General features: G+C 47.7%; 21 protein-coding genes. 4 read left to right on the top strand and 17 right to left on the bottom strand.

Annotation, left to right across the window (positions count from 1 at the left end; genetic code table 11):
• Positions 1-102 precede the first annotated feature (102 nt).
• The 7 genes from rpoZ to ACR8BL_RS26785 form a co-directional block, all read right to left on the bottom strand.
• The gene (gene rpoZ, locus ACR8BL_RS26815) at positions 103-315 is read right to left on the bottom strand and encodes a DNA-directed RNA polymerase subunit omega (protein WP_434750353.1); all 213 of its coding nucleotides are present in this window, start codon (positions 313-315) and stop codon (positions 103-105) included.
• A 167-nt stretch (positions 316-482) separates the two neighbouring features.
• Positions 483-1,055, bottom strand: a complete 573-nt coding sequence (gene gmk, locus ACR8BL_RS26810) for a guanylate kinase (protein ID WP_434750352.1) — start codon at positions 1,053-1,055, stop codon at positions 483-485.
• A 13-nt stretch (positions 1,056-1,068) separates the two neighbouring features.
• Positions 1,069-1,329: an extracellular matrix/biofilm regulator RemA gene (gene remA / locus ACR8BL_RS26805; protein ID WP_006209218.1), complete on the bottom strand. Its 261-nt coding sequence runs from the start codon at positions 1,327-1,329 to the stop codon at positions 1,069-1,071.
• A gap of 51 nt (positions 1,330-1,380) precedes the next feature.
• The gene (locus ACR8BL_RS26800) at positions 1,381-2,280 is read right to left on the bottom strand and encodes a YicC/YloC family endoribonuclease (RefSeq protein ID WP_434750351.1); all 900 of its coding nucleotides are present in this window, start codon (positions 2,278-2,280) and stop codon (positions 1,381-1,383) included.
• Between the two features lie 19 nt (positions 2,281-2,299).
• Entirely contained in the window at positions 2,300-4,189 is a 1,890-nt protein-coding gene (locus ACR8BL_RS26795) for a bifunctional homocysteine S-methyltransferase/methylenetetrahydrofolate reductase (protein WP_434750350.1), read from the bottom strand.
• A gap of 216 nt (positions 4,190-4,405) precedes the next feature.
• A complete protein-coding gene (dapF, locus tag ACR8BL_RS26790) occupies positions 4,406-5,239 on the bottom strand; it encodes a diaminopimelate epimerase (protein ID WP_434750349.1) in 834 nt (277 codons plus the stop codon).
• A gap of 167 nt (positions 5,240-5,406) precedes the next feature.
• The gene (locus tag ACR8BL_RS26785; RefSeq protein ID WP_434750348.1) at positions 5,407-8,265 is read right to left on the bottom strand and encodes a calcium-translocating P-type ATPase, SERCA-type; all 2,859 of its coding nucleotides are present in this window, start codon (positions 8,263-8,265) and stop codon (positions 5,407-5,409) included.
• Between the two features lie 275 nt (positions 8,266-8,540).
• Between ACR8BL_RS26785 and ACR8BL_RS26780 the strand changes: the two genes are divergently transcribed.
• On the top strand, positions 8,541-10,349 hold the full coding sequence (locus tag ACR8BL_RS26780) for an Rqc2 family fibronectin-binding protein (protein WP_434753262.1): 1,809 nt from the start codon (positions 8,541-8,543) through the stop codon (positions 10,347-10,349).
• A 361-nt stretch (positions 10,350-10,710) separates the two neighbouring features.
• On the opposite strand, the gene ACR8BL_RS26775 is transcribed toward ACR8BL_RS26780, so the two are convergent.
• The 9 genes from ACR8BL_RS26775 to ACR8BL_RS26735 form a co-directional block, all read right to left on the bottom strand.
• Positions 10,711-11,574: a PHP domain-containing protein gene (locus ACR8BL_RS26775; RefSeq protein ID WP_434758289.1), complete on the bottom strand. Its 864-nt coding sequence runs from the start codon at positions 11,572-11,574 to the stop codon at positions 10,711-10,713.
• A gap of 106 nt (positions 11,575-11,680) precedes the next feature.
• On the bottom strand, positions 11,681-12,607 hold the full coding sequence (locus ACR8BL_RS26770; protein ID WP_434750346.1) for a selenium metabolism-associated LysR family transcriptional regulator: 927 nt from the start codon (positions 12,605-12,607) through the stop codon (positions 11,681-11,683).
• 142 nt (positions 12,608-12,749) lie between these two features.
• A complete protein-coding gene (locus ACR8BL_RS26765; protein ID WP_434750345.1) occupies positions 12,750-13,187 on the bottom strand; it encodes a hypothetical protein in 438 nt (145 codons plus the stop codon).
• A gap of 166 nt (positions 13,188-13,353) precedes the next feature.
• Positions 13,354-13,617, bottom strand: coding sequence for a YlbG family protein (locus ACR8BL_RS26760; RefSeq protein ID WP_434753261.1), 264 nt, complete (start codon positions 13,615-13,617; stop codon positions 13,354-13,356).
• A 93-nt stretch (positions 13,618-13,710) separates the two neighbouring features.
• Positions 13,711-14,148 carry a YlbF family regulator gene (locus tag ACR8BL_RS26755; RefSeq protein ID WP_434750344.1) on the bottom strand — a complete coding sequence of 146 codons (438 nt, stop codon included), beginning with the start codon at positions 14,146-14,148 and terminating at the stop codon, positions 13,711-13,713.
• A gap of 158 nt (positions 14,149-14,306) precedes the next feature.
• A complete protein-coding gene (locus tag ACR8BL_RS26750; RefSeq protein ID WP_434750343.1) occupies positions 14,307-16,103 on the bottom strand; it encodes a helicase-associated domain-containing protein in 1,797 nt (598 codons plus the stop codon).
• 24 nt (positions 16,104-16,127) lie between these two features.
• The gene (locus ACR8BL_RS26745) at positions 16,128-17,843 is read right to left on the bottom strand and encodes a DNA repair helicase XPB (RefSeq protein WP_434750342.1); all 1,716 of its coding nucleotides are present in this window, start codon (positions 17,841-17,843) and stop codon (positions 16,128-16,130) included.
• Between the two features lie 237 nt (positions 17,844-18,080).
• The gene (gene ltrA, locus ACR8BL_RS26740) at positions 18,081-19,382 is read right to left on the bottom strand and encodes a group II intron reverse transcriptase/maturase (RefSeq protein WP_434749086.1); all 1,302 of its coding nucleotides are present in this window, start codon (positions 19,380-19,382) and stop codon (positions 18,081-18,083) included.
• A 581-nt stretch (positions 19,383-19,963) separates the two neighbouring features.
• Positions 19,964-21,136, bottom strand: a complete 1,173-nt coding sequence (locus ACR8BL_RS26735) for a M20 metallopeptidase family protein (RefSeq protein WP_434750341.1) — start codon at positions 21,134-21,136, stop codon at positions 19,964-19,966.
• 210 nt (positions 21,137-21,346) lie between these two features.
• Here ACR8BL_RS26735 and ACR8BL_RS26730 point away from each other — a divergent pair, with 210 nt between their 5' ends.
• Entirely contained in the window at positions 21,347-21,694 is a 348-nt protein-coding gene (locus tag ACR8BL_RS26730) for a YugN family protein (RefSeq protein ID WP_090923657.1), read from the top strand.
• A 12-nt stretch (positions 21,695-21,706) separates the two neighbouring features.
• The gene (gene ftsW, locus ACR8BL_RS26725; RefSeq protein ID WP_434750340.1) at positions 21,707-22,993 is read left to right on the top strand and encodes a putative lipid II flippase FtsW; all 1,287 of its coding nucleotides are present in this window, start codon (positions 21,707-21,709) and stop codon (positions 22,991-22,993) included.
• An 80-nt stretch (positions 22,994-23,073) separates the two neighbouring features.
• On the opposite strand, the gene ACR8BL_RS26720 is transcribed toward ftsW, so the two are convergent.
• Positions 23,074-23,436, bottom strand: a complete 363-nt coding sequence (locus tag ACR8BL_RS26720) for an Asp23/Gls24 family envelope stress response protein (RefSeq protein WP_434750339.1) — start codon at positions 23,434-23,436, stop codon at positions 23,074-23,076.
• A gap of 182 nt (positions 23,437-23,618) precedes the next feature.
• Between ACR8BL_RS26720 and cax the strand changes: the two genes are divergently transcribed.
• Positions 23,619-24,689: a calcium/proton exchanger gene (gene cax, locus ACR8BL_RS26715; RefSeq protein WP_434750338.1), complete on the top strand. Its 1,071-nt coding sequence runs from the start codon at positions 23,619-23,621 to the stop codon at positions 24,687-24,689.
• The last annotated feature ends 140 nt before the right edge of the window (positions 24,690-24,829 follow it).

The following is a 24,829-nucleotide window of genomic DNA, read 5'->3' as shown; positions in this document are numbered from 1 at the left end:
ATGAATCTGATAAAATGGCTTATTTGTAAAAAAATAACAACCTCGCGGTTGTCAAAATAATTCGGCTTTCGCCGTATGCAGTTAAAGAGCAGCCCAGGGGGCTTACTCTTCTTCTTCGTCCTGCCCTTTGATCACAATGAGATGATCACTATAAATCTCTTCCAAAGCAACGCCAACCTGTTTATGAGATTTTGCGTTTCTCAGCTCTGTTTTTTCGCCTTCACGAAGCTGTCTAGCCCGGCGGGATGCAGCAACAACCAGGGAATACTTACTGTCAACTTTGTTCATCATTTCATCAATCGAAGGATACAACATATTACAGAACACCTCTTTGCTTTAGTATAATCACAAGTTGCCGCCGGACAGAACCTATATGTTGCGTGTCTTCGTGTACTGGCAGCAGTCCAGACTGAACCTCAACCTTAACATAATATGACAACAGCCCCATTAATATCGCTGTACGCGGCGGCAAAAGGGATTATTTATTTATTGATCTTACAATGTTCGGCTATAATGATGCTTTCTATTCGCTTGCAAGCCAAATCAATCTCATCATTCACCACAGCATAATCATACTGTTCCAGCAGATTGATCTCGTCCACCGCAACGGACATCCGGTGATCAATTGTCGCCTGACTTTCCGTGCCGCGGCCTTGAATACGATCTTTCAGCTCGTCCAAAGAAGGTGGAAGCAAGAAGACAAAAATCCCCTCCGGGAATTTCTCCTTCACTTTAAGTGCACCCTGAACCTCAATCTCCAAAATGATATCGCGGCCTTCGTTGAGTGTTCTCTCCACAAAATCACGTGGAGTCCCGTAATAATTGCCAACATACTCAGCATGTTCCAGCAGCTGATCCTCGGCAATCATCTTCAAAAACTCATCATGCGAGTGGAAGAAATAGTTCACTCCATGCTCTTCCCCCAGACGTGGCTGACGAGTCGTTGCTGATACCGAATAAGTCAGATTTGGAACCCGTTTGCGCAATGCGCTGCATACTGTACCCTTCCCGACCCCAGATGGGCCGGACAACACTATCAGTAATCCCTTAGACATATTACACTCCATTTTATTCGTCGTTATCATCATCTTTCGAAGAAAGACGATGGGCGACCGTTTCAGGCTGAACAGCAGACAGAATAACGTGATCACTATCCGTAATAATTACGGCACGTGTACGTCTTCCGTAGGTTGCATCAATCAGCATGTGACGATCTCTGGCCTCTTGTATAATTCTCTTGATCGGCGCCGATTCCGGACTCACGATGGATATAATCCGGTTCGCCGATACGATGTTACCGAATCCAATGTTAATGAGTTTGATTGCCATAATCAGGTTCTTCCCCCTATACATGCGACTCTTCTGTCGAAATTTGGCCGTTCATTCGATGTTCGCCGCTTGCTCACGAATCTTCTCCAGCTCCGCCTTCATCTCGACAACACGGTTCACCAGAGCCAAGTGGTTGGCTTTTGATCCAATCGTATTCACTTCACGATTCATCTCCTGAATCAAGAAGTCCAACTTGCGGCCTACCGGCTCCTCACTCTTTAGCAACGCTCTGCATTGGCCAAAGTGGCTGAGTAGACGCGTAAGCTCCTCTTCAATGTTGGAACGATCGGCAAAGACTGCGATTTCCATACCCAATTTATGCTCATCAAAAGGGAAAGAGCCGTCTTCCTGCAACTCCATAAGACGCTGTCTCAGCTTGTTGCGGTAATCACTTACAACCGTTGGTGCAAGTACAAGCATCTCGGTGTGCAGCGACTCCAGACGGGTGATCCGCCGTTCCAGATCACTGGCCAGATGAAGACCTTCGCGAGCGCGCATCTGCTCCAGACTGGAGAGTGCTTCGTTCAATCCGTCCTGCAGAACTTGCTCCCATTCGTCTTTTTGTTCCTCCGGAAGAGAACTTGTCCCATCCGGCTGAACCATGACATCTGGCAGCCCCAGTATATCCATAATACTCGGTTTGCCCTGCATTCCAAATCGAGACTCAAGCTGCTCCGCAGCCTGCAGATAGGCCCTGACCACCTGCTCATTCAGAACAGCGGGGAGAGCCTGGTCTTCCTCTTTTTCTTTCATTACATAAACATCAATCCGCCCACGCTTCAAGCGGCTCTGTACGATCTTTCTCAAACCATCTTCATAATACGCCCACTCTCTAGGCAGACGCATCATCACTTCGCAATAACGATGATTGACTGATTTGATCTCCAATTGTACCTTATAGCCGCCAAAATGAAAGGCGGATTGACCGTATCCGGTCATACTGAATGACATCGGCATCACATCCGTTTTACTATTGTAATTGATTATCAGGGTTGAAACAAGTAGGACATTGCTGCTCCGATTTCTCCCAGACATATTGAGTCAGTTCAGCAGTCATGCCATAGAACATAAACGGAGTCATCAGATAGATGCCCTTGAAGTGCTCTGTCGCTACATCCAGCAGCTCTTTTGCAATCTTCACTCCCATAGCACGTCCCTCTTCGCCTTCCAGTCCTGCCATGCGGGATCGCACCTCATCGGAAAGCTGGATACCCGGAACCTCATTGTGCAGGTACTCCGCGTTTCGGCCGCTTGCGAGCGGCATAATCCCGACAAAAATAGGAATGTCCAGATGTTTGGTCGCCTCACGCATCGCAACGATTAATGTGGGATCATATACGGGTTGTGTCATAATATAGTCTGCACCGGAGGCAATTTTCTTCTCAAGGCGTTGTACGGCTTTGTCCAGATGTTTCACATTTGGATTAAATGCAGCTCCAATGACGAATCCAGCTTTCTGTTTCAGCGGCTTACCCGAAAAAGCTACACCATCATTTAGCTGTTTGATCATTCGTATGATTTCAAACGATGTCAGGTCGTACACCGAGCTGGAACCAGGCAGGTCACCAAACCTTGCAGGGTCGCCCGTTACAGCAAGTACATGGTTAATGCCCAGCGCATCAAATCCCATCATATGGGACTGGGTTCCGATCAGGTTACGGTCACGGCAGGCGATGTGCACAAGCGCCCGAAGGCCTGTGCGATCCTGCACCAGATGTCCAAGCGCCATATTACTCATGCGCGTTACAGCCAAGGAATTGTCGGCGAGCGTCAGGGCATCCGCGCCTGCTGCCTTCAGCGTTTCGGCACCCTTCATAAATTTGGCAACATCCAGATCACGCGGGGGATCAAGCTCTACAATGACCGTGTGACGCTGTTTGACCAGATCAACAATCGTTGGCTGGCCTCCGCGTCCTGCGCGTTCATCCACGTTCTCATGAAGCACGATACGTGGCGTAGTTTCTGCAGGATCAGGTTCAGCAATAGGCAAGACTATATACTCTGCGAGCGCTTGTTTAATCGCAGTGATATGGTCAGGCGTTGTACCGCAACAACCGCCAATGATACGCGCACCAAGATCTGCGAACTGTACTGCTGTTTGACCAAAGTATTCCGGTGTTGCACCATAACGGAACTCACCATCCACATAATCCGCTGCACCCGCATTCGGATATACGGACATTGGAACACCGACGCGTCCAGATACTGTCTCCATCGCGCGCATGATTCCATTCGGACCGGATCTGCAATTGAAACCGATAACGTCCGCACCCTGTTCGCGCATGATACGAAATGCTTCCGGCATCGTGAATCCATCCAGCGTATGGCCTACGTCCTCTACCGCAAATTGTCCAATCACAGGCAGGTCGCTCAGCTTACGGGCCTGCAGAAGCGCGATATCCATCTCTTCGATATCATAGAAGGTTTCAAGCAGTATACCGTCCACACCTTCGTCCAGCAATGCAAAAATCTGCTGTTGATAGAAGCGTTTCAATTCACTAGTAGACACATTTGTACGTTTGCCACCGCGAATCGAACCTACTGCACCAATAACGTATCCTTCTGCACCTGCTACTCCTTTCGCGATGCGTACGCCAGCACGGTTCACATCTTCCACCTTGGACTCCAGTCCGAACTTGGACAACTTGTCAAAATTCGCCGAGTACGTGTTCGTCTCGAATATGTCTGTACCCGCATCGCGGTAACGGCGATGTACATCAGCCACAACTTCAGGTGAAGTCAAGTTCAACTCTTCATAGGAAATCCCCACCGGAAACCCCATTTGATATAGAAATGTGCCCATGGCCCCATCACCAACTAGAACACGTTGCTTCATCGCTGTACGTAAATCTGCCTTCATCCCATTTCCCCCCGCCTGACTGTGATCATTTCATACTAATGTAACACAAAAAACCTAAAAAAACGAAGAAAAACACAGGTATTTGCTGTATGTCCAGCACCAGTAGACATCCGGCTATTCAAGCTGTGAATTCGTCCTTTATAGCCGGACAACTTGTATGCTTTGGATAAAAAAAGAGGCCCGGCAGGCCTCTTCTGTATTACCGTCTTCACTTATTTATGAAGTAACTCCTTTGAAAACAACTTCTGCCGGACCCGTCATATAAACGTGGTTATCCGCCTCGTTCCACTCGATATTCAGATCGCCGCCTTTGAGGCTGATCACAGCTGTACGATCCGTATGACCATTCAGTACAGAGGATACCAGTGTTGCACAAGCCCCTGTTCCGCAGGCCAGTGTAGGTCCAGCCCCACGCTCCCATACACGCATGTCTACATATCCACGGTCACGTACCGTTGCAAATTCAACATTGATCTTTTTCGGGAACATCGGATGCACCTCAAGTAATGGCCCCCATGTTGTTAGATCAAAGTTCACCGCATCATCGACATAGATGACCGCATGAGGATTCCCCATAGATACGGCTGTAAATTTGAATGCATGTCCATTCGCTTCAATGTTATGATTGACCACTGGATTCGCATCTACCGTTGTAGGCACTTGAAGGCCATCCAGAATTGGCTCGCCCATGTCTACCCGAACCGTTTCCACTTTACCGTCCTTGAGATTAAGCGTCACAGGCTGAACACCTGCACCAATCGTTTCAATCGTAATCTGCTCGCGGTCAACATGCCCGTGGTCGTATACATACTTGGACACGCAACGAATGGCGTTACCGCACTGCTCCGCTTCCGAACCATCCGAATTCATGATGCGCATCTGAAAATCCGCCTTCTCCGAAGGCAGTATATAAACCAGGCCATCTGCTCCGATGCCAAAGAACCGATTGCACCATTTTACTGCAAGTTCAGCAGCATCTGCTGGAAGCTGTTTTTCACCAAATACAACGATAAAATCGTTGCCTAGTCCGTGCATTTTCGTAAATTCCATAATCTTGCCCACTCCTTTTGGCAGTCTGCTGCCAAAGCTTTATTGTTTATTTATAGCTAATCTTCATATCATATATACAAAAATGCTACCCTGCAAAATATCAAAGCTTTCGCTTCGAATCATTTTGAGGATAGCATACCGAAACAGGTTAGTAAAAGCTATTGATTTTATGCTGAAAACTTTGTACTTTTCGGTACGAAGCGTCCAGGACCACCCATGCGGCGACGATTGCGGCGTCCACCCCAGACACTGCCAGCGCCCATAAGGAAGGTTGGAATACCAGCAGCTACGATACAAATGGCCCATTCACGCAGACCGAGAGGTACAGTTTTGAAGATTGGCTGAAGTGCCTCTACGTACATTACCACCAGCATCAGCACAACCGATGAGATGACCGCAAGAACCAGATATTTGTTCTGCAGAGGATTCCGATGAAAAATCGAACGCGAACTTCGGCAGTCAAACACATGTATCAACTGAGCAAGAACCAATGTTGCAAAAGCAACAGACTGAGCCTTGATAAGCTGTCCCGGATGATCCGGGGCGGCCTGAAGTGTGAGCCAGAAGGCACCAAGCGTACATAGTCCGATTAATACACCACGGCTAATAATTTTCCACCCTAGTCTGCGGGCAAAAATATTCTCCTTTGCACCGCGTGGCTTGTGTTCCATCAAATCTTTTTCCGGCTGATCTACCCCGAGTGCCATCGCTGGCAAACCATCCGTCACGAGATTCACCCACAGAATCTGGATTGGCACGAGTGGAAGCGGCAAACCCATCATCATCGCAAAAAACATAGTCAAAATCTCGCCAACATTCGAGGCCAGCAAATAACGAATAAACTTGCGAATGTTCTCATAAATGTTACGTCCTTCTTCAATGGCTGCCACAATAGTGGAGAAGTTATCATCACTCAAAATGAGGGAGGATGCTTCCTTTGTCACATCTGTACCGGTAATGCCCATCGCGATCCCGATATCGGATGCCTTGATCGCAGGCGCATCATTAACCCCGTCACCAGTCATCGCCACAACGTGTCCTTTGCGCTGAAGCGATTTGACGATACGCAGTTTGTGCTCAGGTGATACCCTGGAGAACACATAGATATCGTTCACCTGTTTATCCAGTTGCTCGTCCGTCATGCCTGCCAACTGCTGCCCGCTTAGCGATGCTCCGCCGCGGGGGAGGATGCCCAGCTGATGAGCGATAGCTTCAGCCGTTGTTCCATGATCCCCTGTGATCATCACCGTGCGTATGCCTGCCTTGCGGCATGTCGCAATGGCATCACGAACTTCACGTCGAGGCGGGTCGATCATACCTGCCAGACCTACAAAGACAAGCTGACTTTCTGCTGCATGCTCGTCAGCAACACGTTCCTTCGGCTTGACTTCGCGATAAGCCATGCCGAGCACCCGCAAGGCGTTACCCGCCATGCTTTCGTTAGCTGCCATCACTTTCTGGCGCAAGGTTCCAGTGAACGGAACCACTTTACCTTCCCATAAAATGTAACTGCAATGCTCGATCAGTACATCAGGTGCTCCTTTTGTATAAATCATACGCCCGCCTTGATGTTTGACCATCACTGACATGCGTTTACGCTCGGAGTCAAACGGAAATTCCTGCTCCCGGTCATATAATTCCTTGAGACCAGACGGAGTAAGACCCATTTTGGAGGCCATAGCCACCAGCGCCCCCTCTGTCGGATCCCCTTTTAACTCCCAGAGCACTTGGCTGGCACTGACCTGTTCTTCCTCCTGCTCACCTTTCTTCTGACCTTTTTTGCTGTCTTTTTTGGACTCCTTGCTCTTTTTTTTGCTGTCTGGATCGTTCAGAACGGTCTCCACAATGCTGGCATTATTACAAAGGGCACTAATCTGTAACATTCTTCGAAGTGACTGGTCATTTTTCAGTTCTATGATTCGATCATTTTCCAGCATATGGCCTTCCGGCGCATAACCATCTCCGGTCACCTTAACACTGCGCCCTTCCAGCCACACATGTGTTACCGTCATTTTGTTCTGCGTGAGTGTACCTGTCTTATCCGAGCAGATCACAGAAGCACAACCTAATGTTTCCACAGACGGTAGTTTGCGCACAATCGCTTTCCGTTTAATCATTCGCTGAACACCCAGCGCCAGCGCAATCGTAACGATAGCCGGCAAGCCCTCCGGGATGGCCGCCACGGCGAGGCTGACACCTGCCAGGAACATGCCTACCGCGGGTTGTCCATGCAAGATACCTGCGACTACCACCATTACGGTCAATCCCAGCGCGACAAAGATCAGAATTTTGCCTAACTGTTCCAGTCTGTGTTGCAGCGGAGTTTCCTGCTCCTCCGTATTCTGGATAAGATCGGCAATTTTGCCCATCTCCGTGTTCATACCCGTCCGAATGACAACCCCCTTGGCTGTTCCCCTGGTGACCATGGTGCCCATAAAACCGATATTTTTCTGATCTCCTAGAGGTACATCTTCACTGGCTATGGGTCTGCAATATTTGCTGACGGGCACGGACTCTCCGGTTAATGCTGATTCCTCTACATCCAGACTGTTGGTTTCCAGCCAGCGCACATCAGCGGGAATTCGGTCACCACTTTCCACCATGATAATATCTCCCGGTACTAATTGGTTGGCAGCAAGATGTACTTCCTGTCCAGACCTGAGCACTTTGGCGGCTGGAGCCGAGAGCTGTTTAAGTGCACGAAGAGAACGTTCCGCCCGGAACTCCTGTACAAATCCCAAAATGGCGTTCAGCATAATAATAGCCACAATCGTTACCGCGTCCAGATACTCTCCAAGCAAACCGGATACCAGCGTTGCTCCCATGAGTACTAACACCATGAAGTCCTTAAACTGATTCAGCAGTAGAGTAATCGGTGATATCCGCTTTCCCTCACTCAATTCATTCGAACCGGCAATCTTCCGTTTCTCAGCCACCACTTCGTCCGTCAACCCTTCTTGCGGGCTCACGCCGAGAGTTTCACGAAGCTCTTCGTCGTTCAGTTGATGCCACTTGGTATGTTCCATGCTCCAAAATTCCCTCCCAGTCTTATTTCATCTGCAATGCACACTCACCTCTTCACCGGCAGGCTGTTAGGGCAGGCTGTACACTGTGCCGGACAAACTACCTGCTCTATATGTATTCGGACAGGTCCGTGAATAGCACCCGGAAGGTGAATCCTTTCCCTGGTGGGCAGAATAAGCTAAAATAAAGGTCTGCGAAGATTACTGAGCCATTCGTATGTGAATTAATCATTTTGCATGAACTCATGCAGATGTTCGATAGAGAGGAAGTGGACAATATGGCACTTGACGGTATCGTAACCCGAGCCATCGTACATGAGTTACAAGGCTGTATCGGAGGACGCATCAGCAAAATTCATCAGCCTAACGGCCATGATGTGGTGCTCACCCTGCGGGCCCAGCGCGGCAACAGCAAATTACTGGTCTCGGCAAGCCCGACGTATCCACGTGTACATTTTACAGAGAAAAGTTTTTTGAATCCGACAGAGGCACCGATGTTTTGCATGCTGATGCGCAAGCATTGCGAAGGGGCAATCATTGAAAATATCCGTCAGATCGGAATGGAACGTATCATTCATATCGATGTACGTCAGCGGGACGAGCTTGGGGATGTTTCGGCCAAACGTATCATCATCGAACTCATGGGGCGTCACAGCAATATCATTTTGCTTGACCCTGCGACAGATGCTATTATGGACGGTATCCACCATGTCACACCATCCATAAGCAGCTACCGCGTGATCATGCCAGGTTTCTCATATACTGCGCCGCCTGAACAGCATAAAAGCAATCCGCTCGAGGTATCCAAAACCGAGTTTGGACATCTGTTTGCAACAGCTGTGGATACAGACAAAAGTGAAGATGAGACCGCGACAGAAGTTGAATCAGACTCAAAAACAGCAATAGAAACAAGAGCCGATGCTTCACGCTGGCTGGTCAATGCATTTAGTGGTATGAGCCCGCTGATTGCAGGGGAAATTGCATCCCGGACAGCTTCTGACTCCGATCGTATTGAAGCGGAAACACTCTGGACTGCTTTTGAATCGGTGCTGGAGCCTGTCAAAGATCAGCTGTACACCCCTGTAACAGGACTGAACGCCAAAGGGAGAATGGTCTTTGCTGCCATACGACTGCAGAGCATTCAGGATCAGGAAAAAACGTATGATACCATGAGCAAATGCATGGAAGAATACTACGGGGATAAGGCCGAACGTGATACGGTTAAACAAAGAGTCAGCGATCTGCTCCGATTCTTGCAGAATGAGCGCAATAAAAATATTAAAAAGCTTGATAACCTCAACAAGGACTTGCTTGATGCAGACGATGCGGACAAGTACCGATTGTGGGGTGAGCTGTTATTCGCTTCCCTGCACTTGGTCAACAAGGGTGACAAGAGTGTAGAGCTTATTAACTTTTACGATGAGAATCAGGCCAACATTACTATTCAGCTCGATCCGCTGCTCACACCATCTGATAATGCGCAGCGTTATTTCAAACGTTATAACAAATACAAGAACAGTCTGGCTGTCATTCACGAGCAGCTCGGCAAAACAAAAGATGAAATTGCTTATCTCGACAACCTGCTTCAACAGCTGTCCATCGCCTCCATGAATGATATCGAAGAGATTCGGGACGAGCTTGTACAGCAGGGTTACCTGCGTGATCGGAACAAAAAAGGCAAGAAAAAAAAGAAAAACGACCGTCCAACGGTGCATCAATTCACTTCGTCGGAAGGCATTGACATCCTGGTCGGCAAAAACAATCTGCAGAACGAATATGTAACTAACCGTCTGGCGTCTGCTAATGATACATGGCTGCATACCAAAGACATTCCAGGTTCACATGTCGTCATTCGCAGCACTGATTTTGGTGAAGCTACGCTGGAGGAAGCGGCACAACTGGCAGCTTATTTCAGTCAAGCGAAAGAATCCAGTAGCGTGCCTGTGGACTACACGTATATACGTCATGTACGCAAACCAAGCGGTGCAAAGCCCGGATTTGTCATTTATGACCACCAGAAAACCCTGTTTGTTACGCCAAATGACGATTTGATCAAGAGTCTGCCCTCTACCATCAAAAATGGATAAAGCTCTTATCTAACTAGGATGAGATGTAAAAGTAATAATACCAAAAAACCTTTTCCAGAAAACTGAAAAAGGTTTTTTGGTATGGTGTTATCTTTTTTCTGCATGATCAGAAGTGACGCTTAACTTATTTATTTCATTTTCGTTTGAATATAAATTCGTTAAATAAAAATGAAGGATGTGTATCATGACCACACATATTAGAGAACTCACCCCAATGATTTGAAACCACTGACTGCATTAATGTATGACTATGTCGCGGGATTTTACAACAGTAATTATTTGAACAGCTTGGAGCTAAACGTGGCGACTGGGTTAACTATTCCATCACATCTTATTGAAAGCTGCATGATTCTGTATGATGTTACCTCTTGCTGAGCGCAGCTGCCTGCAACCTATCAAGCACATCAACCGTTACAGTCTTGCTACCGAGATCACCGTGAAAAACAACACCTTGCCGTTCACCATGGTAATCTGACCCACCTGTCTCAATAAGATCATATTCCTTCGCCATCTCAGCATACTTACGTTCCTCTTCAGGGCCGTGATCCGAGTGAAATACTTCTATACCGTCCGGAAGGGAGTCTGTGATAATTCGGCGTACCAATTCGTCATCGTTATAGAGACCAGGGTGGGCAATAACGGCGGCTCCCCCCGCTGCTCTGATCCAATCACATGCATCCTTCGGCGCAACTCGGGGTACAGAAACAAAACCCGGCTTACCTTCAGCAAGATAACGATCGAATGCATCTCGCATATCCACAGCGTATCCCTTCTTCACCAACACGTCAGCCATATGAGGTCTGCCAATACTTTCATCCGGCTCTAGCGGCCGTCCCAGCTCATCTAGTACCTCTTGCCAGCTTATATCAAGCCCAAGTTCCTGGAGCTTTCCAATAATCAGATGATTGCGCTCATCTCGCGCTTCTCTTAATCCGCGCAACCGTTGCAGGAATCGCTCATCCTCCGTATTCACATAATAGCCCAGCACATGAATATCTTTGCCACCAGCCCGAGTGCTGATCTCAACACCGGCAACCACATCAATATCGTACTCTTTCCCCGCTAGCTGCGCTTCCGCTACACCAGCTACGGTATCATGATCCGTCAAGGCAACCGCAGATAGTCCTTTTTGCTTGGCAAGCTTCACGTTATCAGCCGGCGGCTGCATTCCATCGGAGGCCTGACTATGGGTATGAAGATCACAACGTCCTTGGTTTTGATTCACGTACAACAGCTCCTTTTTTTGCAAAAGTGGATTATCCCGTTAACTCTGATGTTCATACTCAGGCCCGCAATCCACCAAAATAATCATCTATTATTGGCATTACCTGCTATTCTGCCTTGCCTGACTTGTGTTCAAGCTCATGTTGCTCCTGTTGACGGAGATAGTTCAGAAACGCGACGGCTGACAAAGGCAACAAAGAAGACTTTAGATGAATTGCGTAAAACTGCCGCTTGAATTCCAGCCCACGAATATCCACAATGTGAACTAACCCCAAAGCAAGCTCATGCTGAACAGAAGAAGGAGACAGCATTGTGATGCCCACGCCCGCCTCCACAGCCGATTTGACGGCCCCTGTACTTCCTAATTCCATGACCACATTCATGTCACTCGGGTCGATTTTTTTCTTCTGCAGTTGATCTTCCATGACTTGACGAGTACCTGATCCTTGCTCACGCAGCACAAACGGGTAATTCATAACCTCTTCCAGATTCACTTTACCTCGTCCAGCCAGATCATGCCCTGCCGGTACAATCAGCTTCAGCTCATCCTGCATTACAGGTTCAACAATCATATCCGGGTGATTAACCGGCGCTTCAATTAACCCAAAGTTCAACTGGTGCTTCAAAATCTCATCCATGATCTGAGTTGTATTCATCACTTTCATCACAATTGAGATATCCGGATATTGACGTGCAAAAGGACCAAGCATGCGTGGCAACACATATTCTCCGATGGTCAGGCTTGCCCCCAATTGTAATCTTCCTTGCAGTTTCTCCGTAAAAGCAGACATCGCTTCATCTGTCTGTCTGATCAGTTCTACACTTCGTTTGGCGTGAGGCAGTAACGTCCGGCCGGCCTCCGACAATTCTATTTTTTTGGTGGAACGATGCAACAGCTTGGTCCCGAAGTAGTCCTCCAGCGACTGGATCTGCATCGTCACGGCCGGTTGTGTCATATGTAATGCCTGCGCAGCTGCGGAAAAACTCCCCTTCTCCGCTACCGTATAAAAAATGTGCAGTTGGTGAAAATTCATATCTTCGCCCCTCTTCAATTACGCTTTCTATATTGTATCCGATTTCCAGTCTGGCAACAAAAAAAAGCATGCAGCTTGTCTGCATGCGGTAGTACATAAAATGTTACATAAAATCTATGATTGCAATCTTGAATCTGTTCAATCATCTATGCTTACGGCTATTTTTGACCAGCGTCATTCTTCTGGAGTGCCTCAGCCAAGAATAATATGACTTCAGATCTCTCAGTTCAATCGTCTCCGACATACGTCCCAAAAATGTGACTACAATCATCTTGTGCAGTGGATTGCCTGTAATATCATATTCTCCTTCAAGCTCGGAAAACTCGGCAACCACAACCAGATCATCATCAATCAAGTACACGTCCTGTTCATTACGGTAATACGGCGTTACCCGGTCCTGCTTCAGACACTCCCATAACCAGGCCGCAATATGATCATCATCATTACGTGCAGGCTCAATACGGTCTGCATACCGCATCTTTGCATGATGGGTAATGACGATGTCAGCCACTTTCTTGTCTCCGAGAGCCACAAAAAACGGCTCGTAGGTGCTCCAACGTTGCATCACCTTATCACGCATGGGAATCACTCTCCACCAGATAGGACTTTCTATCTATTTATTACCAAATATATTACAACATTAGTCCCGTAACCTCAAGGCGTAAGTTTAACTTTTTTCGTAAAAGTATAATTTCGCTTTTGTTCAAGAAAAGAGCGACCCGCTGGGCCCCTCCTATGTTTTCCCGCTATACTCCGTAAAAGCTTGTTTTGTCCAACGTTTTGCTCGCATACTCCGTTTTAATCTCGTTTCGATAGGAACGTTCAATCTTGCGCACATAGGAAAGCCTCTTCACGTTTTTCATCGTATCATCAGCTCGCTCTGCATTAACATACATGACTACATAATGCATACGGCGGGAGATATAATGCACGGTACCATATTTTTCGAGATTGCGTGCCGCTTTCAAATCACTAACCCAAATGATAAATCCTGTTCTTTCCGCAAACACCATCGTTCCCCGCCCTTCTATGGATGGAGACCGGCCCTCGAAAGGCCCGGTCTGTTCAAAGTCTAAAATACTATGATGTGGCTAGCTTCAGCTTTAGCTGCATCCACATTTACCACCGCTGCCACAGCCGCCTTTGGGATTCGGATCATTACTTGGCACCTTGATGGTGGTCGATACAGCAAAAGCAATCGTTTCCGACATCTGAAACAACATCTCATCCAGTGCTTGCTCAGCCTGTTTAAAACGAATCACCGCTTCAAAGGACTCAAGCTCCTTCTCCAGTTCTTTCACCTGATCCTTAGCTGCGTGAAAATCTGGATGAAAGTGGCCAAAACGCTGTGTTTCTTCAAACAGCTCTTTCTTGGCATTTAATCTCCGGATCCCCTGCTGAATCTCGGGACTTGTCTCAACTTGCTGCTTCCAATATAAATAATCCGATACTTCGGCAGATTGGTTAATCATGTCGCCCAGTTCATATGCGCCCGTTAACACTTGGGCCATATCGACCGTGTTTATTTCCGCTACGCTCATGAATTATTCATCCTATCTATATATAAAGTTCTACTTAACGTAGACTACTTCATCATAGCATATCCATGAATAGTTAAGAAGAGTTTTTCCTGTAATTGCAAACTGGGAAACTGTTAAAATTCGGTTTTGATTTCATTTTCACATTGAAAACCATCAGACTAGACATCTTCCGGCAGAAGAAGACGCATTGTATCCCAACGATCAGGGATGAACGTTCGCCATTCTGTATGAGATGTGTGTTCGTCGGAATTCAGAATGCACCACCCCTCCAGCGTCCACTGCTCATGCCCCTCCACCTGATGCGGAATCAGAACAAACGTCTCCTCTCCCTCTCGAATCCCCAATTTGACCTGCCATTCGATGGCTTGGGCTGCAATCTGACGTGCAGTGGACATGTGGTATCTCCTCCAATCTCTGTGCCACGTCTCCGGTACATCCGCTTTTCTCTGGTTCCAGGCCGCTTTTCCATTAACATCATGATCCCAATCAGATTCCACATCCTCGTGATCTTCTGTCATCCCTGGCGTAGGATGTACTTGAATTAATCCCGGAATTTCAGAATTGTAGAATAAAGATGGGGACACCTGCACCGAATTCTCCTCCTTCTGCTTTTCCGGTTTACCGGAGTTATCAAGGGTTTCTGCATCCCAAGCCAAAGGAAGGGACAACTTGCGATCCGGCATAACCTCACTAGCTCTTGCCCAATTTTTCAACGCAGCAAGGACATGCCCTGGCAACTCCCCCTGCCCATGCCTCTCTAAGAAATCTGCGATGGATTCCCACTTGACTCCACTGGCGACTGCTGTCTCCATCCGTTCTTTACACAACCGATAGATGGACATCTGGTCTCGTGTAACCCGCTCACTGTAAAGTTCCAGTCTCCAGCAGACTTCAGCGGATACATCCGGCGGCACCATCACTTCAAAGTCGGGCTGCACATAAAATCGGCTAAACTCTCTCTCTTCCTGCTCAAGCATCGAGTCTGATTGATTAACCCAGTCCCTATCTTTAATCAAGAACTCGCCCGGGTGGATCAGCCAACGAAACGCCAGTTCCCCATTCTCATCCTCACCAACCTCACCAAACCCCCAGCCTGCCAGAGCAAACAGCCAACTTCTAACCCCTGCATTCTCTTGCCATTTCAGCACTCGGCACCATTGATTCTTACCGGGCGCCAGTAGTGCGAGCTGATAGCGAAAATGCTGCAACTCTGATCCTGCTGCCACGTATCGATCCATGCACACTTGAAAAATTTCAACATGCATCGCAGTCCATGACAGCTTGATCCACTGTTGAAACTTATCTTGCCTGATCTCAAACCCCCGATCCGTTTTCTGCACCAAGTGTAAGCAAAGCAGTAAATCTAGTAGGATGATCACATGCACCGGATATAATTCCTTATGATCATAAGTGATCTCCAAGTCTTCAAAATCATCTTGAGACAATATCGTTAATGCGCTTAACTTTAGTATGCTTCTCTTATGTATGGTGCCTTTGCCCGTTAGAGGCAGCCCCTCTCTTTGAATCCAGGCAAGCAAATGAAGCAGTTCTCCAGCGATATGTGGTTTCCCTTCCTTAAAAACATGCCGAACAGATCCGACCACCGCTTCTACAACACAGCCAATGCGACCTGAGTAGATCAGAGTTAACATGGCATGGTGACTTTTAGGGATATAAAAGGAGCGTTCTCCCCAGCTTTTATATACAGATTTGATCCATTGTTTACGGCGAAGCATGGCAAAAGCAAGTTTGGCTTCCGCTCCACTTAACCCTTCCTTAGCCCACTCTTCCGAAGGCAGGAGAGAAGAGAATGTTTGACCCGCATATTTGTGAAAAAGAGCCCCCAGAACCCGCTGCTCCGCTAACGTAAGCGCAGACCACCCCTCCAGTTCAGTCATCATCATTCTCGATTGCATCACTTTTTCCATTCCTAACTCCAGGTCAGACATCTCCATTCGCCCCTCCTTATCTGCAACATGTTAATGTATCGTATCCTGCTCATGCACAATGTCATACTCATAGCCCTGCTCTACCAAAAACATCTGACGATTTAACGCAAAGTCCTGTTCTTTGCTGTTTTCCGAAACCAAGGCATAGAAATAAGCTTTGTTCTCACCTGCTTTCGGTCGCAAAATTCGGCCTAACCTCTGGGCTTCCTCTTGCCTTGAACCGAAGCTGCCAGAGATTTCAAGCGCTACCGCCGCATCCGGCAAATCAACGGCAAAATTGGCGACCTTGGATACAACAATTGTACGAATTTCGCCCTTTCGAAAAGCAGAAAACCACTGAACACGCTCCTGTTGTGACATCGCTCCAGAGATTAAAGGTGCATCAATTTCCCGGGCAATCATCTCAAGCTGATCAAGATATTGTCCAATGACAAGGGTCGGCAAGTTTTGATGGCGTTCCAGTAAACGCTTGATCACCTTTAATTTTGCCGGATTTTCAGCTGCCAGACGAAATTGATGTTTACCCTCGGCCTGTACGTAGGTCGATCTTAATTCAGGCGAAAATGGCACCCTTACTTCCTGGCACTTCACCTCAGCAATCCAGCCTTGCTGCTCCAGCTCTTTCCAGGGCATATCATATAATTTGGGTCCGATCAGTGAAAACACATCCTGTTCACATCCGTCTTCACGGATAAGTGTTGCTGTTAAGCCCAAACGACGCGTCGCCTGAATATCTGCTGTAGCCCGGAATACAGGTGCAGGCAGTAAATGTACTTCATCATAGATGATGAGCCCCCACTTTCGTTCCTGCAAAAGATGAATGTGCGTGAACTCCGCATCTTTGGACTTACGATGAGTCAAAATTTGATAGGTTGCCACCGTCACCGGTTTCACCTGTTTTTTCTGACCCGAATATTCTCCAATCTGTTCTGCAGTTATCGTTGTTTTATCCTGAATTTCTTGGATCCACTGCCGAACAGACGTTGTATTGGACGTTAAAATAAGACATTCACATTGCAGCTGTTCCAGCACAGCCATGCCAATAATTGTTTTGCCTGCTCCACAGGGCAGAACGAGCAGTCCACTACCGCCAATCCCTTCACCACCTGCAAAAGCATCGACTGCCTTCTGCTGATAAGCACGAAGTTCAAATCCACCTTGTTCATTCCCACGGTATGTACTGTCTTTGCATGAACCGGACTGCCAGCCAAATGAAAGCTCACTCCCTTTCCGATACCCGGCATAATCCAATACGGGATAACCAAGACGTGTCAGTTCCCTTTTCAATAAACCTCGCTTTTCCCCTGACAACACAAACTCATGTGCGTTGGTTCGTTCCATGCGAAAAGCAGAAATCGATTTGATGTCGCTCAGATCATCTAACGTTTGCTGATCTTCGCTAGTTAGGCGCATTCTGACATGGTCTGGATCGGCATGCAACTTTAATTTGCCGTATTGATCCATAATCCTGTTTACATCCTGCGTCAGAGCCGAAGGTACATACCAGCGTGATACCCGTTCCAGACTGGCAATTACCCGTTCCGAATTCCAGCCCAATGCAGCCGCATTCCATAGCGACAATGGCGTAATACGATAAGTATGAAACGCTGTCGGTGTCTTCACGAGTTCGGCGTACATACCAAGCTCTGCTCTTGCTGTTTCGAACCCGGGATGACCCACTTCGAGCAATACTGTGAAGTCACGCTGCACAATGCAGGCACCCGTCTGATTGAACGTCTCCATCATTTCCACATCCATTCCTGATTCACATCATTGAACCCAATAATTTACCCGTACGCCCCGATTATATTCATAAATTACATTAATACAGTAGAGTAGGAAACTGAAATTTCATCGGAGGGCGTAGACCCTCTTTTTACTTTTCCAGCTCCCCCTCATCAAACCGTACGTGAGGTTTTCCCTCATACGGCTTTCCGATGCTCTTCTTCCTGTGGCATTACGGATTTTTTTTTTTTTTTTTTTTCATCCAGCCAGTTTCTTTAGTCCTGCCAGTTCAGCCGTTGTTGCTGCCTGCCGGGACTTGCTGTGCTTATGGCGTCGGTTTCGTTTTTTGTTCCAGAACAGGGTTAGTCGTCTTCGGATATACCAGTCGATTTTATTCAGAAACTTGGTCGCAAAGACATCCAGTCCATAGTAGTTCTTCCAGCCCTGTATTTTCGGGTTGAGTTCTAGGATCATCTGGTTCATCGTCCAATACAGACGATTCCTCGGCTCGGTGATTTCTTTGACTCTTTGCCTCATGGTCTTCATCGCTTTTCTTGTTGGATAGCTGCGCAAGACATAGGCTTCTTTGTTCCCTTTCAGCTTCTTCGGTATTTTCCGGTGATGCATCCCCAGAAAGTCGAACCCTTCCTGGTCTCCCCACAGGTTCAGCACCTTTGACTTCTCCTTGTTCATCTCCAGCTCGAGTTTTCCGAACACGGCCTTCAACACGTGGATGGCCTGCATGGCTTGTTCTTTGGTTTTGCACAGGATCACCAGGTCATCGGCGTAGCGCACCAGGGTTCCGATTTCTGTACACTTCTTTTCCCAGATCGCATCCAGGTAGTTCAGGTAGATGTTCGCCAACAGCGGGCTAATGACCCCGCCCTGTGGCGATCCAATCTCGGTAGGGTACCACTGTCCATCTTTCATGAATCCTGCTTTTAGCCATTGACGAATCAGCTTTAACATCCGCTTGTCGCTGACGCGCTGCTGTACCAATTGCATCAGCTTTTCATGAGGGATGTTGTCAAAGTATCCTCGAATATCGATGTCTACCACCCAGTACACACCTTTCCTTACCGCTCGCCGGATATGGCGAATCGCATCATGCGCACTTCGCTTCGGACGAAATCCATAGGAGAACGCCTTGAAGTCTGCTTCGAATAGGGGTTCCAACACCATTTTGGCTGCCATCTGCACGACCCGATCCGCAATCACGGGGATACCCAGCGGGCGAGTCTTCCCATCTGGCTTTGGAATCTCTTTCCGTCTTGCAGGCTGGGGCTGGTAGGTTCCCGTTTTCAGCTTATTTCTCAGTTCCTCCACAAAGCGCCCGGCTCCATATGTCTGAACGATGGTGTCCAGTGTCACTCCATCGACACCACCACTCCCCCCACTCGCTTTGACCTGTTTCCATGCTTCCCAAAGAACATCCTCTCGATAAACCTTGTCATATAATGCATGAAACCGGCGCCTCGGATGCTCCTTGGCCGCCAGGTATAGTACGTTTTGAAGTTGTCGAGCTTTGACTTTGGTGTAGTTAGCCTTTTGGGCATTCACTGACTCTTACCTCCTTCAGTACATGAACAAAAGCAGGGGTCCTTCCCTTCATGAGGTTGTGTTGTCCTCATTTCCACGGTACTATGTCCCCCTCCGACTCCCTTCCCGCAGCTTCCCATTTCGCCTTTCCAGCTTATAGGTCAGCTCTTTACGAAAAAAAACTTCGTGCGGGGGAGGGTCTCCCTAGTTCCAGACCCAACTTTCTCCACATGCCGCTCCCCTTACACCGGAGGGTTCTTCCGCGCTGCACTTCCAAGGGCTTCACGCGTTCCATGGCCTTCGCCCAATGTCTCAGGACTCGGCTCCCTCTTGTCCTAAAAAAAAGGTTCTTTTTAACGATGCGGCAGGATTCACTTCATGTTACAGCCTGTGGATTTGCTCGCACTTCCTTACGAAGTTACTTTGTCACGGAGCTTCAACCTTAGGATTTCTCCACCAGTTGCCCGTCAGCTACGAGGCGACTTGGCTCTTACCTCGACCGGACTTTCACCGGCTAGTTGTGTCTAGCTTGGCTAGGCGCGCAAACAAAAAAAAGCACCCTGTCCATACCTCGGTATGTTCAGGATGCCCAACTATGATTCTCAGCATTCGGTTGTGTAACCCTTCGTCATTGCAACAAACAGTTTCACGCCCGTCTGCATCGCATCTTCGTCAAAATCAAACATCGGATGATGATGTGGATACACTGCATTTTTCTCCGGATTGCCTGCACCGACAAACATGAAACACCCCGGAACCTTTTGCAAATAATACGCAAAGTCCTCGGCTGGCATCAGCATTGGAGAATTTTGCACCCGCTCTGCACCAAACAATGCCGTGGCTTCATTGAAAAAGCGTGCCGTCTCTTGTGCATCATTTACCACAGGCGGATATCCCATGATGTATTTCACTTGCGTTTCTGCCCCATATGCAGCTCCTGTCTGAGCCACCATGGTAAGTACACGTTCCTTCATTCCGGTTCGCGTTTCCTCATCGAATGTGCGCACCGTCCCGCTGAGCTTGCATTGCTCTGCAATCACATTTTGCGCAGAACCGGCTTGCATCGTCCCAATGGTTAGTACCGCGGGACGTAATGGGTCAACCGAGCGACTGACTATTGTCTGAAGCTGCATTACAAGTGCGGAACCCGCAACCACACTGTCCACTGTAGCTTGCGGCATGCCGCCGTGACCGCCTTTTCCTTTGATATCAATGTAAAAGTCATCTGCCGCAGCCATCATAGGCCCTGCTGTGCTTGCAACCACACCAACAGGAAGAGGCGTCCATAGATGTATGCCATAAATAACGTCTACACCTTCGAGTGCTCCGTCTGCTATGACCTGAACCGCACCGCCTGGAAGCAATTCTTCCGCTGGCTGGAACAGAAAACGGATCTCTCCCCGAACCTCCTGCTTATGCCGACTAAAATACAGTGCCGTTCCGAGCAACATAGAAATATGTCCATCATGACCACAGGCATGCATCGCCCCAGCTTGTTGGGAGGCATATTCTACATCTTTCTCGTCCTGGATTGGCAAGGCGTCCATATCCGCCCGAAGCATCACAACAGGCCCAGGCCTGTCCCCGCGAAGTATCCCTATAACTCCGTGACCGCCTACATGACGTTTGACCTCAATACCAAAGCTCTCCAGCATATCCGCTACAAAAGAGGATGTTTTCTCCTCATGAAAGGAAACCTCAGGATTGCGATGAAGGTGACGCCGCCATTCCACCATGTGGATCTGCAGATCTTCCCACCATATATTATTTGTCATATCATCCCATCCTTTCGATCATCAGCAGGGCTTGTTCACAGCCCCAAACCTTCCTCTTCAAACCTATTGCTGTATATTGTAACAGAATTGCATGAAAACCGATACGAAAGGCCTTCGGAAAGCTTGCACGGGAAGGGGAAACATACTATCATGAACTAGAGAAACACACGAGGATTATACTCGGAAGCTTATGAGGAGGATCAAACGCTTATGATTTTTGAGAATACAGGCTTGGATGGCTTGAAAAGCGACTTGGCATACCTGGATGAGAGCGCCGAGAAAGTCGGATTTGTCCGGTGGCAATGGGAGTACTACCGTGCTACATATGACTACAAAATCGAAGATGAACAAACCAACTCAGAATACTTTGTACGCATTAATACGCGCGCGGTAGAAGGCAAACTGGAGAAACCCGATACGGTTCTGGCCGTTGAAGCCGTTTATCTGGGCAAAGCTACTTTTCCGCATGGACTTGATTATGACTCTTCCGTTCCGCAGCCAGTCGTGAAGCTGGCCACCCAAAAATTGCAGCAGCTCAAAGAACTGCTCGAAGCTTAGGCGGGCCATATCATGAAACAACAAACGGCCCAGACGAAAACGAAGAGAGGCACGCCGGATTTTCAACTGCTAATCCTCACTTTATTGTTGGTGGGCTTTGGACTGGTGATGGTATTCAGCTCCAGTTCCAGCATCGCAATCGCAAGCGAAAGATTTAACAACGATGCCCTTTACTTCACGAAAAAACAACTTGTGTGGGCGATTATCGGTCTATTTGGCATGTTTTTTGCCATGAACATCCGTTTTAACAAGTACAAAAAGCTTTATGCACCCTTTTTCCTGTTCACAACCGCACTGCTCTTACTTGTGTTGGTGACTGGTAAAGTGCTAAACGGTGCTAAAAGCTGGATTCATCTCTTTGGATTCAGTCTACAGCCCGCAGAGTTCGCCAAGATTGCAATCATTTTATATCTCTCTGCACTTATCACCAAAAAAGGCGAACGATTCCGTGATTTCAAGACCGGATATTTCCCTGTCCTGTTTATCGTTGGATTCATTGCAGGATTGATTATGCTCCAACCCGACTTCGGTACTTGTTTCATTCTGGTGTCTACTTGTGGTCTTGTCATATACGCGGGTGGGGCCAACATGAAGCATATCCTAGGTTCTATACTATTGGTTGCACTTGGTGGTGCACTTGCTTTTGGAGCGAATGCCTTATTTTCCTCCATGTCTCCTTCAGATAGCTCAAGTTCAGCTGTCTCTGTTACAGAAGTCAAGCAGAACTATAAAATTGGACGAATTCAAGCTTTCTTGGACCCTTTATCAGATCCCACGGACGGAAGTCTTAACCTTTACCGTTCTCTTGTAGCCATTGGTGACGGCGGTATTACAGGTTCAGGGATTGGACAAGGTACGATGAAGTTACATTATTTGCCTAATGCCTACAATGACTTTATTTTTTCCGTTATTGGAGAAGAGCTCGGTTTCATTGGAAGTGCACTGTTCTTGCTCATATATCTGTACTTTATCTGGCGAGGCATTATTGTCTCACTGCGTTGTCCCGATCCTTTCGGAACATTGGTTGGTATAGGTATCATGGGATTGATCGCGATTCAGGCCTTTATTAATATTGGGGGGGTCACTCAAACGATACCGGTAACCGGGGTTACACTTCCGTTCATCAGTTATGGGGGGACTTCACTCTTTGTCATGATGGTTGCGATGGGCATAGTGCTGAGCATTTCACGCACTAACAATCTGGAAGCCATCAAGGAAGAGAAAACCAAATCGGTGACGGTGCAGACACGCACATCTCCTGCGCTGCGTTCCCGCGATTCCATTCGTCGGGTTCGCTAATTAAAAAAAGACTTTGCATCATGTGGATGCAAAGTCTTTTTCTTTTTCTTTTTCTTTTTCCCATCATGTAGTCTAAAGATTTACAGATCGTCGCCTCTGAATGATACTCCTTCGACCTTCACGTTGACTTCAACTACACGTAATCCAGTCATCGTCTCTACCGCTTCTCTTACATTCTGCTGAAGCATACGGGAAACTTCATGAATCGGGGTTTCGTACAGGACGATGATGCGCAGATCAATGGCTGCTTCCAGCTGGCCGACCTCCACGCCTACGCCCTTCTGCACGTTTTTACCACTGAGACGTTTCGCCCAGCCCTCTGACAAACCTCCAGACATTGCAGCGATTCCAGGCGTTTCCATTGCAGCCATTCCGGCAATTTTCGCAACCACGTCATCGGCAATCCGGATGTTTCCGCTCTCCATTTGAAGTTGTTCTGCCATGCCACATCCTCCTCCACTTCGTTAATCGTATTTTAAATCCTTTCCACCCTAAAAAGCAAATTTAACTGTAAAAGATGCGTTTACAACCTGCCTCCATTTGGTTATATTGAATATGAAATTAATCGCATAGATACATAACGTAAATTTCAAAACAAAATAAGTGAATAACCGAGGTGTTTTTTGTGAGAAACCGGATTTCATCCTTTTTGCTGATTGCATTTTTTGCGCTCAGTGCCATCGCCCACTACATGAAATGGGATTCGATTCTACAGTTCGTGATAGCTGCCATTTCGGTTGTTTTTGTGGCGGGTTTTTTAGGTAAAGCAACTGAAAATGTAGCCCACTATGCCGGACAACGACTAGGCGGATTCCTGAATGCCACCTTCGGTAACGCAGCCGAATTAATCATTGCAATCTTTCTCGTAAAAGAGGGCTTGTTCGACATGGTCAAAGCCAGTCTGACCGGATCTATTATCGGTAATCTGCTGCTTGTACTGGGGCTCAGCATCTTTGCCGGAGGATTGAAGTTTAAAATCCAGAATTACAACGTTTCGCTTGCAGGGCTGAATGGCTCTCTGATGATCGTAGCCATCATTGCCTTATTCGTCCCGGCCGTATTCCTGAACACCCATTCCATTACACAGCGGGATACCAATACACTCAGTCTTATTGTTGCCGGATTGCTTATCGCGGCTTATATTGCCTGGCTGTTATTCTCAATGGTCACACACAAGAGTTACCTCGCGGAGGTAACAGATGATAAGGATGAGGAACTCCCCCATGAGCATGCTCCAGCGTGGTCGAAGAAAAAGTCGATCCTCTATCTCGTTATCGCAACAGTCATGGTTGCTTTTGTCAGTGAATGGCTGGTTGGCACACTCGAAGTATTCACTTCGGAGTTCGGACTGAGCGAGCTGTTTGTTGGTGCGTTCCTGGTCGCTATCATTGGAAACGCAGCCGAACACAGCGCAGCTATCATGCTTGCAATGAAAAACAAGATCGGAGCCGCTGTAGAAATTGCCGTTGGCAGCAGTTTGCAGATTGCGCTGTTTGTAGCCCCGGTGCTGATCTTTGTCAGTTACTTCACGGGCCGTACGATGGATATCGTGTTTACCACCATAGAGCTGGTGGCCATCGGTGTATCCGTATTTATTGCCAAGTCGATCACACAAGATGGCTCCACGAACTGGTACGAAGGTCTGCTCCTGCTCGTTGTGTATATTATTCTGGGCGTTTCGTTCTTCTTGGTATAACGGAACCTTTGATCTATCGGTATACTGATTTTGCTTACATCAAAAGACAGCCGAGGGATTTACTTTCCTGCGGCCGTCTTTTTTACTCCTACTTCAACATCAGACCATACGTCTTCACATACAAAAAAAAGCATGCAACG

Source organism: Paenibacillus amylolyticus, assembly GCF_051136285.1.
Taxonomy (GTDB): Bacteria; Bacillota; Bacilli; order Paenibacillales; family Paenibacillaceae; genus Paenibacillus; species Paenibacillus amylolyticus_F.
The sequence above is the reverse complement of the archived record's forward strand: the minus strand, read 5'-3'. Positions and strand labels throughout refer to the sequence as shown.

Bases quoted from the DNA above. Each gene is read 5' to 3' on its own strand.
- rpoZ (WP_434750353.1), bottom strand. From the start codon at position 315: ATGTTGTATCCTTCGATTGATGAAATGATGAACAAAGTTGACAGTAAG.
- gmk (WP_434750352.1), bottom strand. From the start codon at position 1,055: ATGTCTAAGGGATTACTGATAGTGTTGTCCGGCCCATCTGGGGTCGGG.
- remA (WP_006209218.1), bottom strand. From the start codon at position 1,329: ATGGCAATCAAACTCATTAACATTGGATTCGGTAACATCGTATCGGCG.
- ACR8BL_RS26800 (WP_434750351.1), bottom strand. From the start codon at position 2,280: ATGTCATTCAGTATGACCGGATACGGTCAATCCGCCTTTCATTTTGGC.
- ACR8BL_RS26795 (WP_434750350.1), bottom strand. From the start codon at position 4,189: ATGAAGGCAGATTTACGTACAGCGATGAAGCAACGTGTTCTAGTTGGT.
- dapF (WP_434750349.1), bottom strand. From the start codon at position 5,239: ATGGAATTTACGAAAATGCACGGACTAGGCAACGATTTTATCGTTGTA.
- ACR8BL_RS26785 (WP_434750348.1), bottom strand. From the start codon at position 8,265: ATGGAACATACCAAGTGGCATCAACTGAACGACGAAGAGCTTCGTGAA.
- ACR8BL_RS26780 (WP_434753262.1), top strand. From the start codon at position 8,541: ATGGCACTTGACGGTATCGTAACCCGAGCCATCGTACATGAGTTACAA.
- ACR8BL_RS26770 (WP_434750346.1), bottom strand. From the start codon at position 12,607: ATGAATTTTCACCAACTGCACATTTTTTATACGGTAGCGGAGAAGGGG.
- ACR8BL_RS26765 (WP_434750345.1), bottom strand. From the start codon at position 13,187: ATGCGTGATAAGGTGATGCAACGTTGGAGCACCTACGAGCCGTTTTTT.
- ACR8BL_RS26755 (WP_434750344.1), bottom strand. From the start codon at position 14,148: ATGAGCGTAGCGGAAATAAACACGGTCGATATGGCCCAAGTGTTAACG.
- ACR8BL_RS26750 (WP_434750343.1), bottom strand. From the start codon at position 16,103: ATGGAGATGTCTGACCTGGAGTTAGGAATGGAAAAAGTGATGCAATCG.
- ACR8BL_RS26745 (WP_434750342.1), bottom strand. From the start codon at position 17,843: ATGATGGAGACGTTCAATCAGACGGGTGCCTGCATTGTGCAGCGTGAC.
- ACR8BL_RS26735 (WP_434750341.1), bottom strand. From the start codon at position 21,136: ATGACAAATAATATATGGTGGGAAGATCTGCAGATCCACATGGTGGAA.
- ACR8BL_RS26730 (WP_090923657.1), top strand. From the start codon at position 21,347: ATGATTTTTGAGAATACAGGCTTGGATGGCTTGAAAAGCGACTTGGCA.
- ftsW (WP_434750340.1), top strand. From the start codon at position 21,707: ATGAAACAACAAACGGCCCAGACGAAAACGAAGAGAGGCACGCCGGAT.
- ACR8BL_RS26720 (WP_434750339.1), bottom strand. From the start codon at position 23,436: ATGGCAGAACAACTTCAAATGGAGAGCGGAAACATCCGGATTGCCGAT.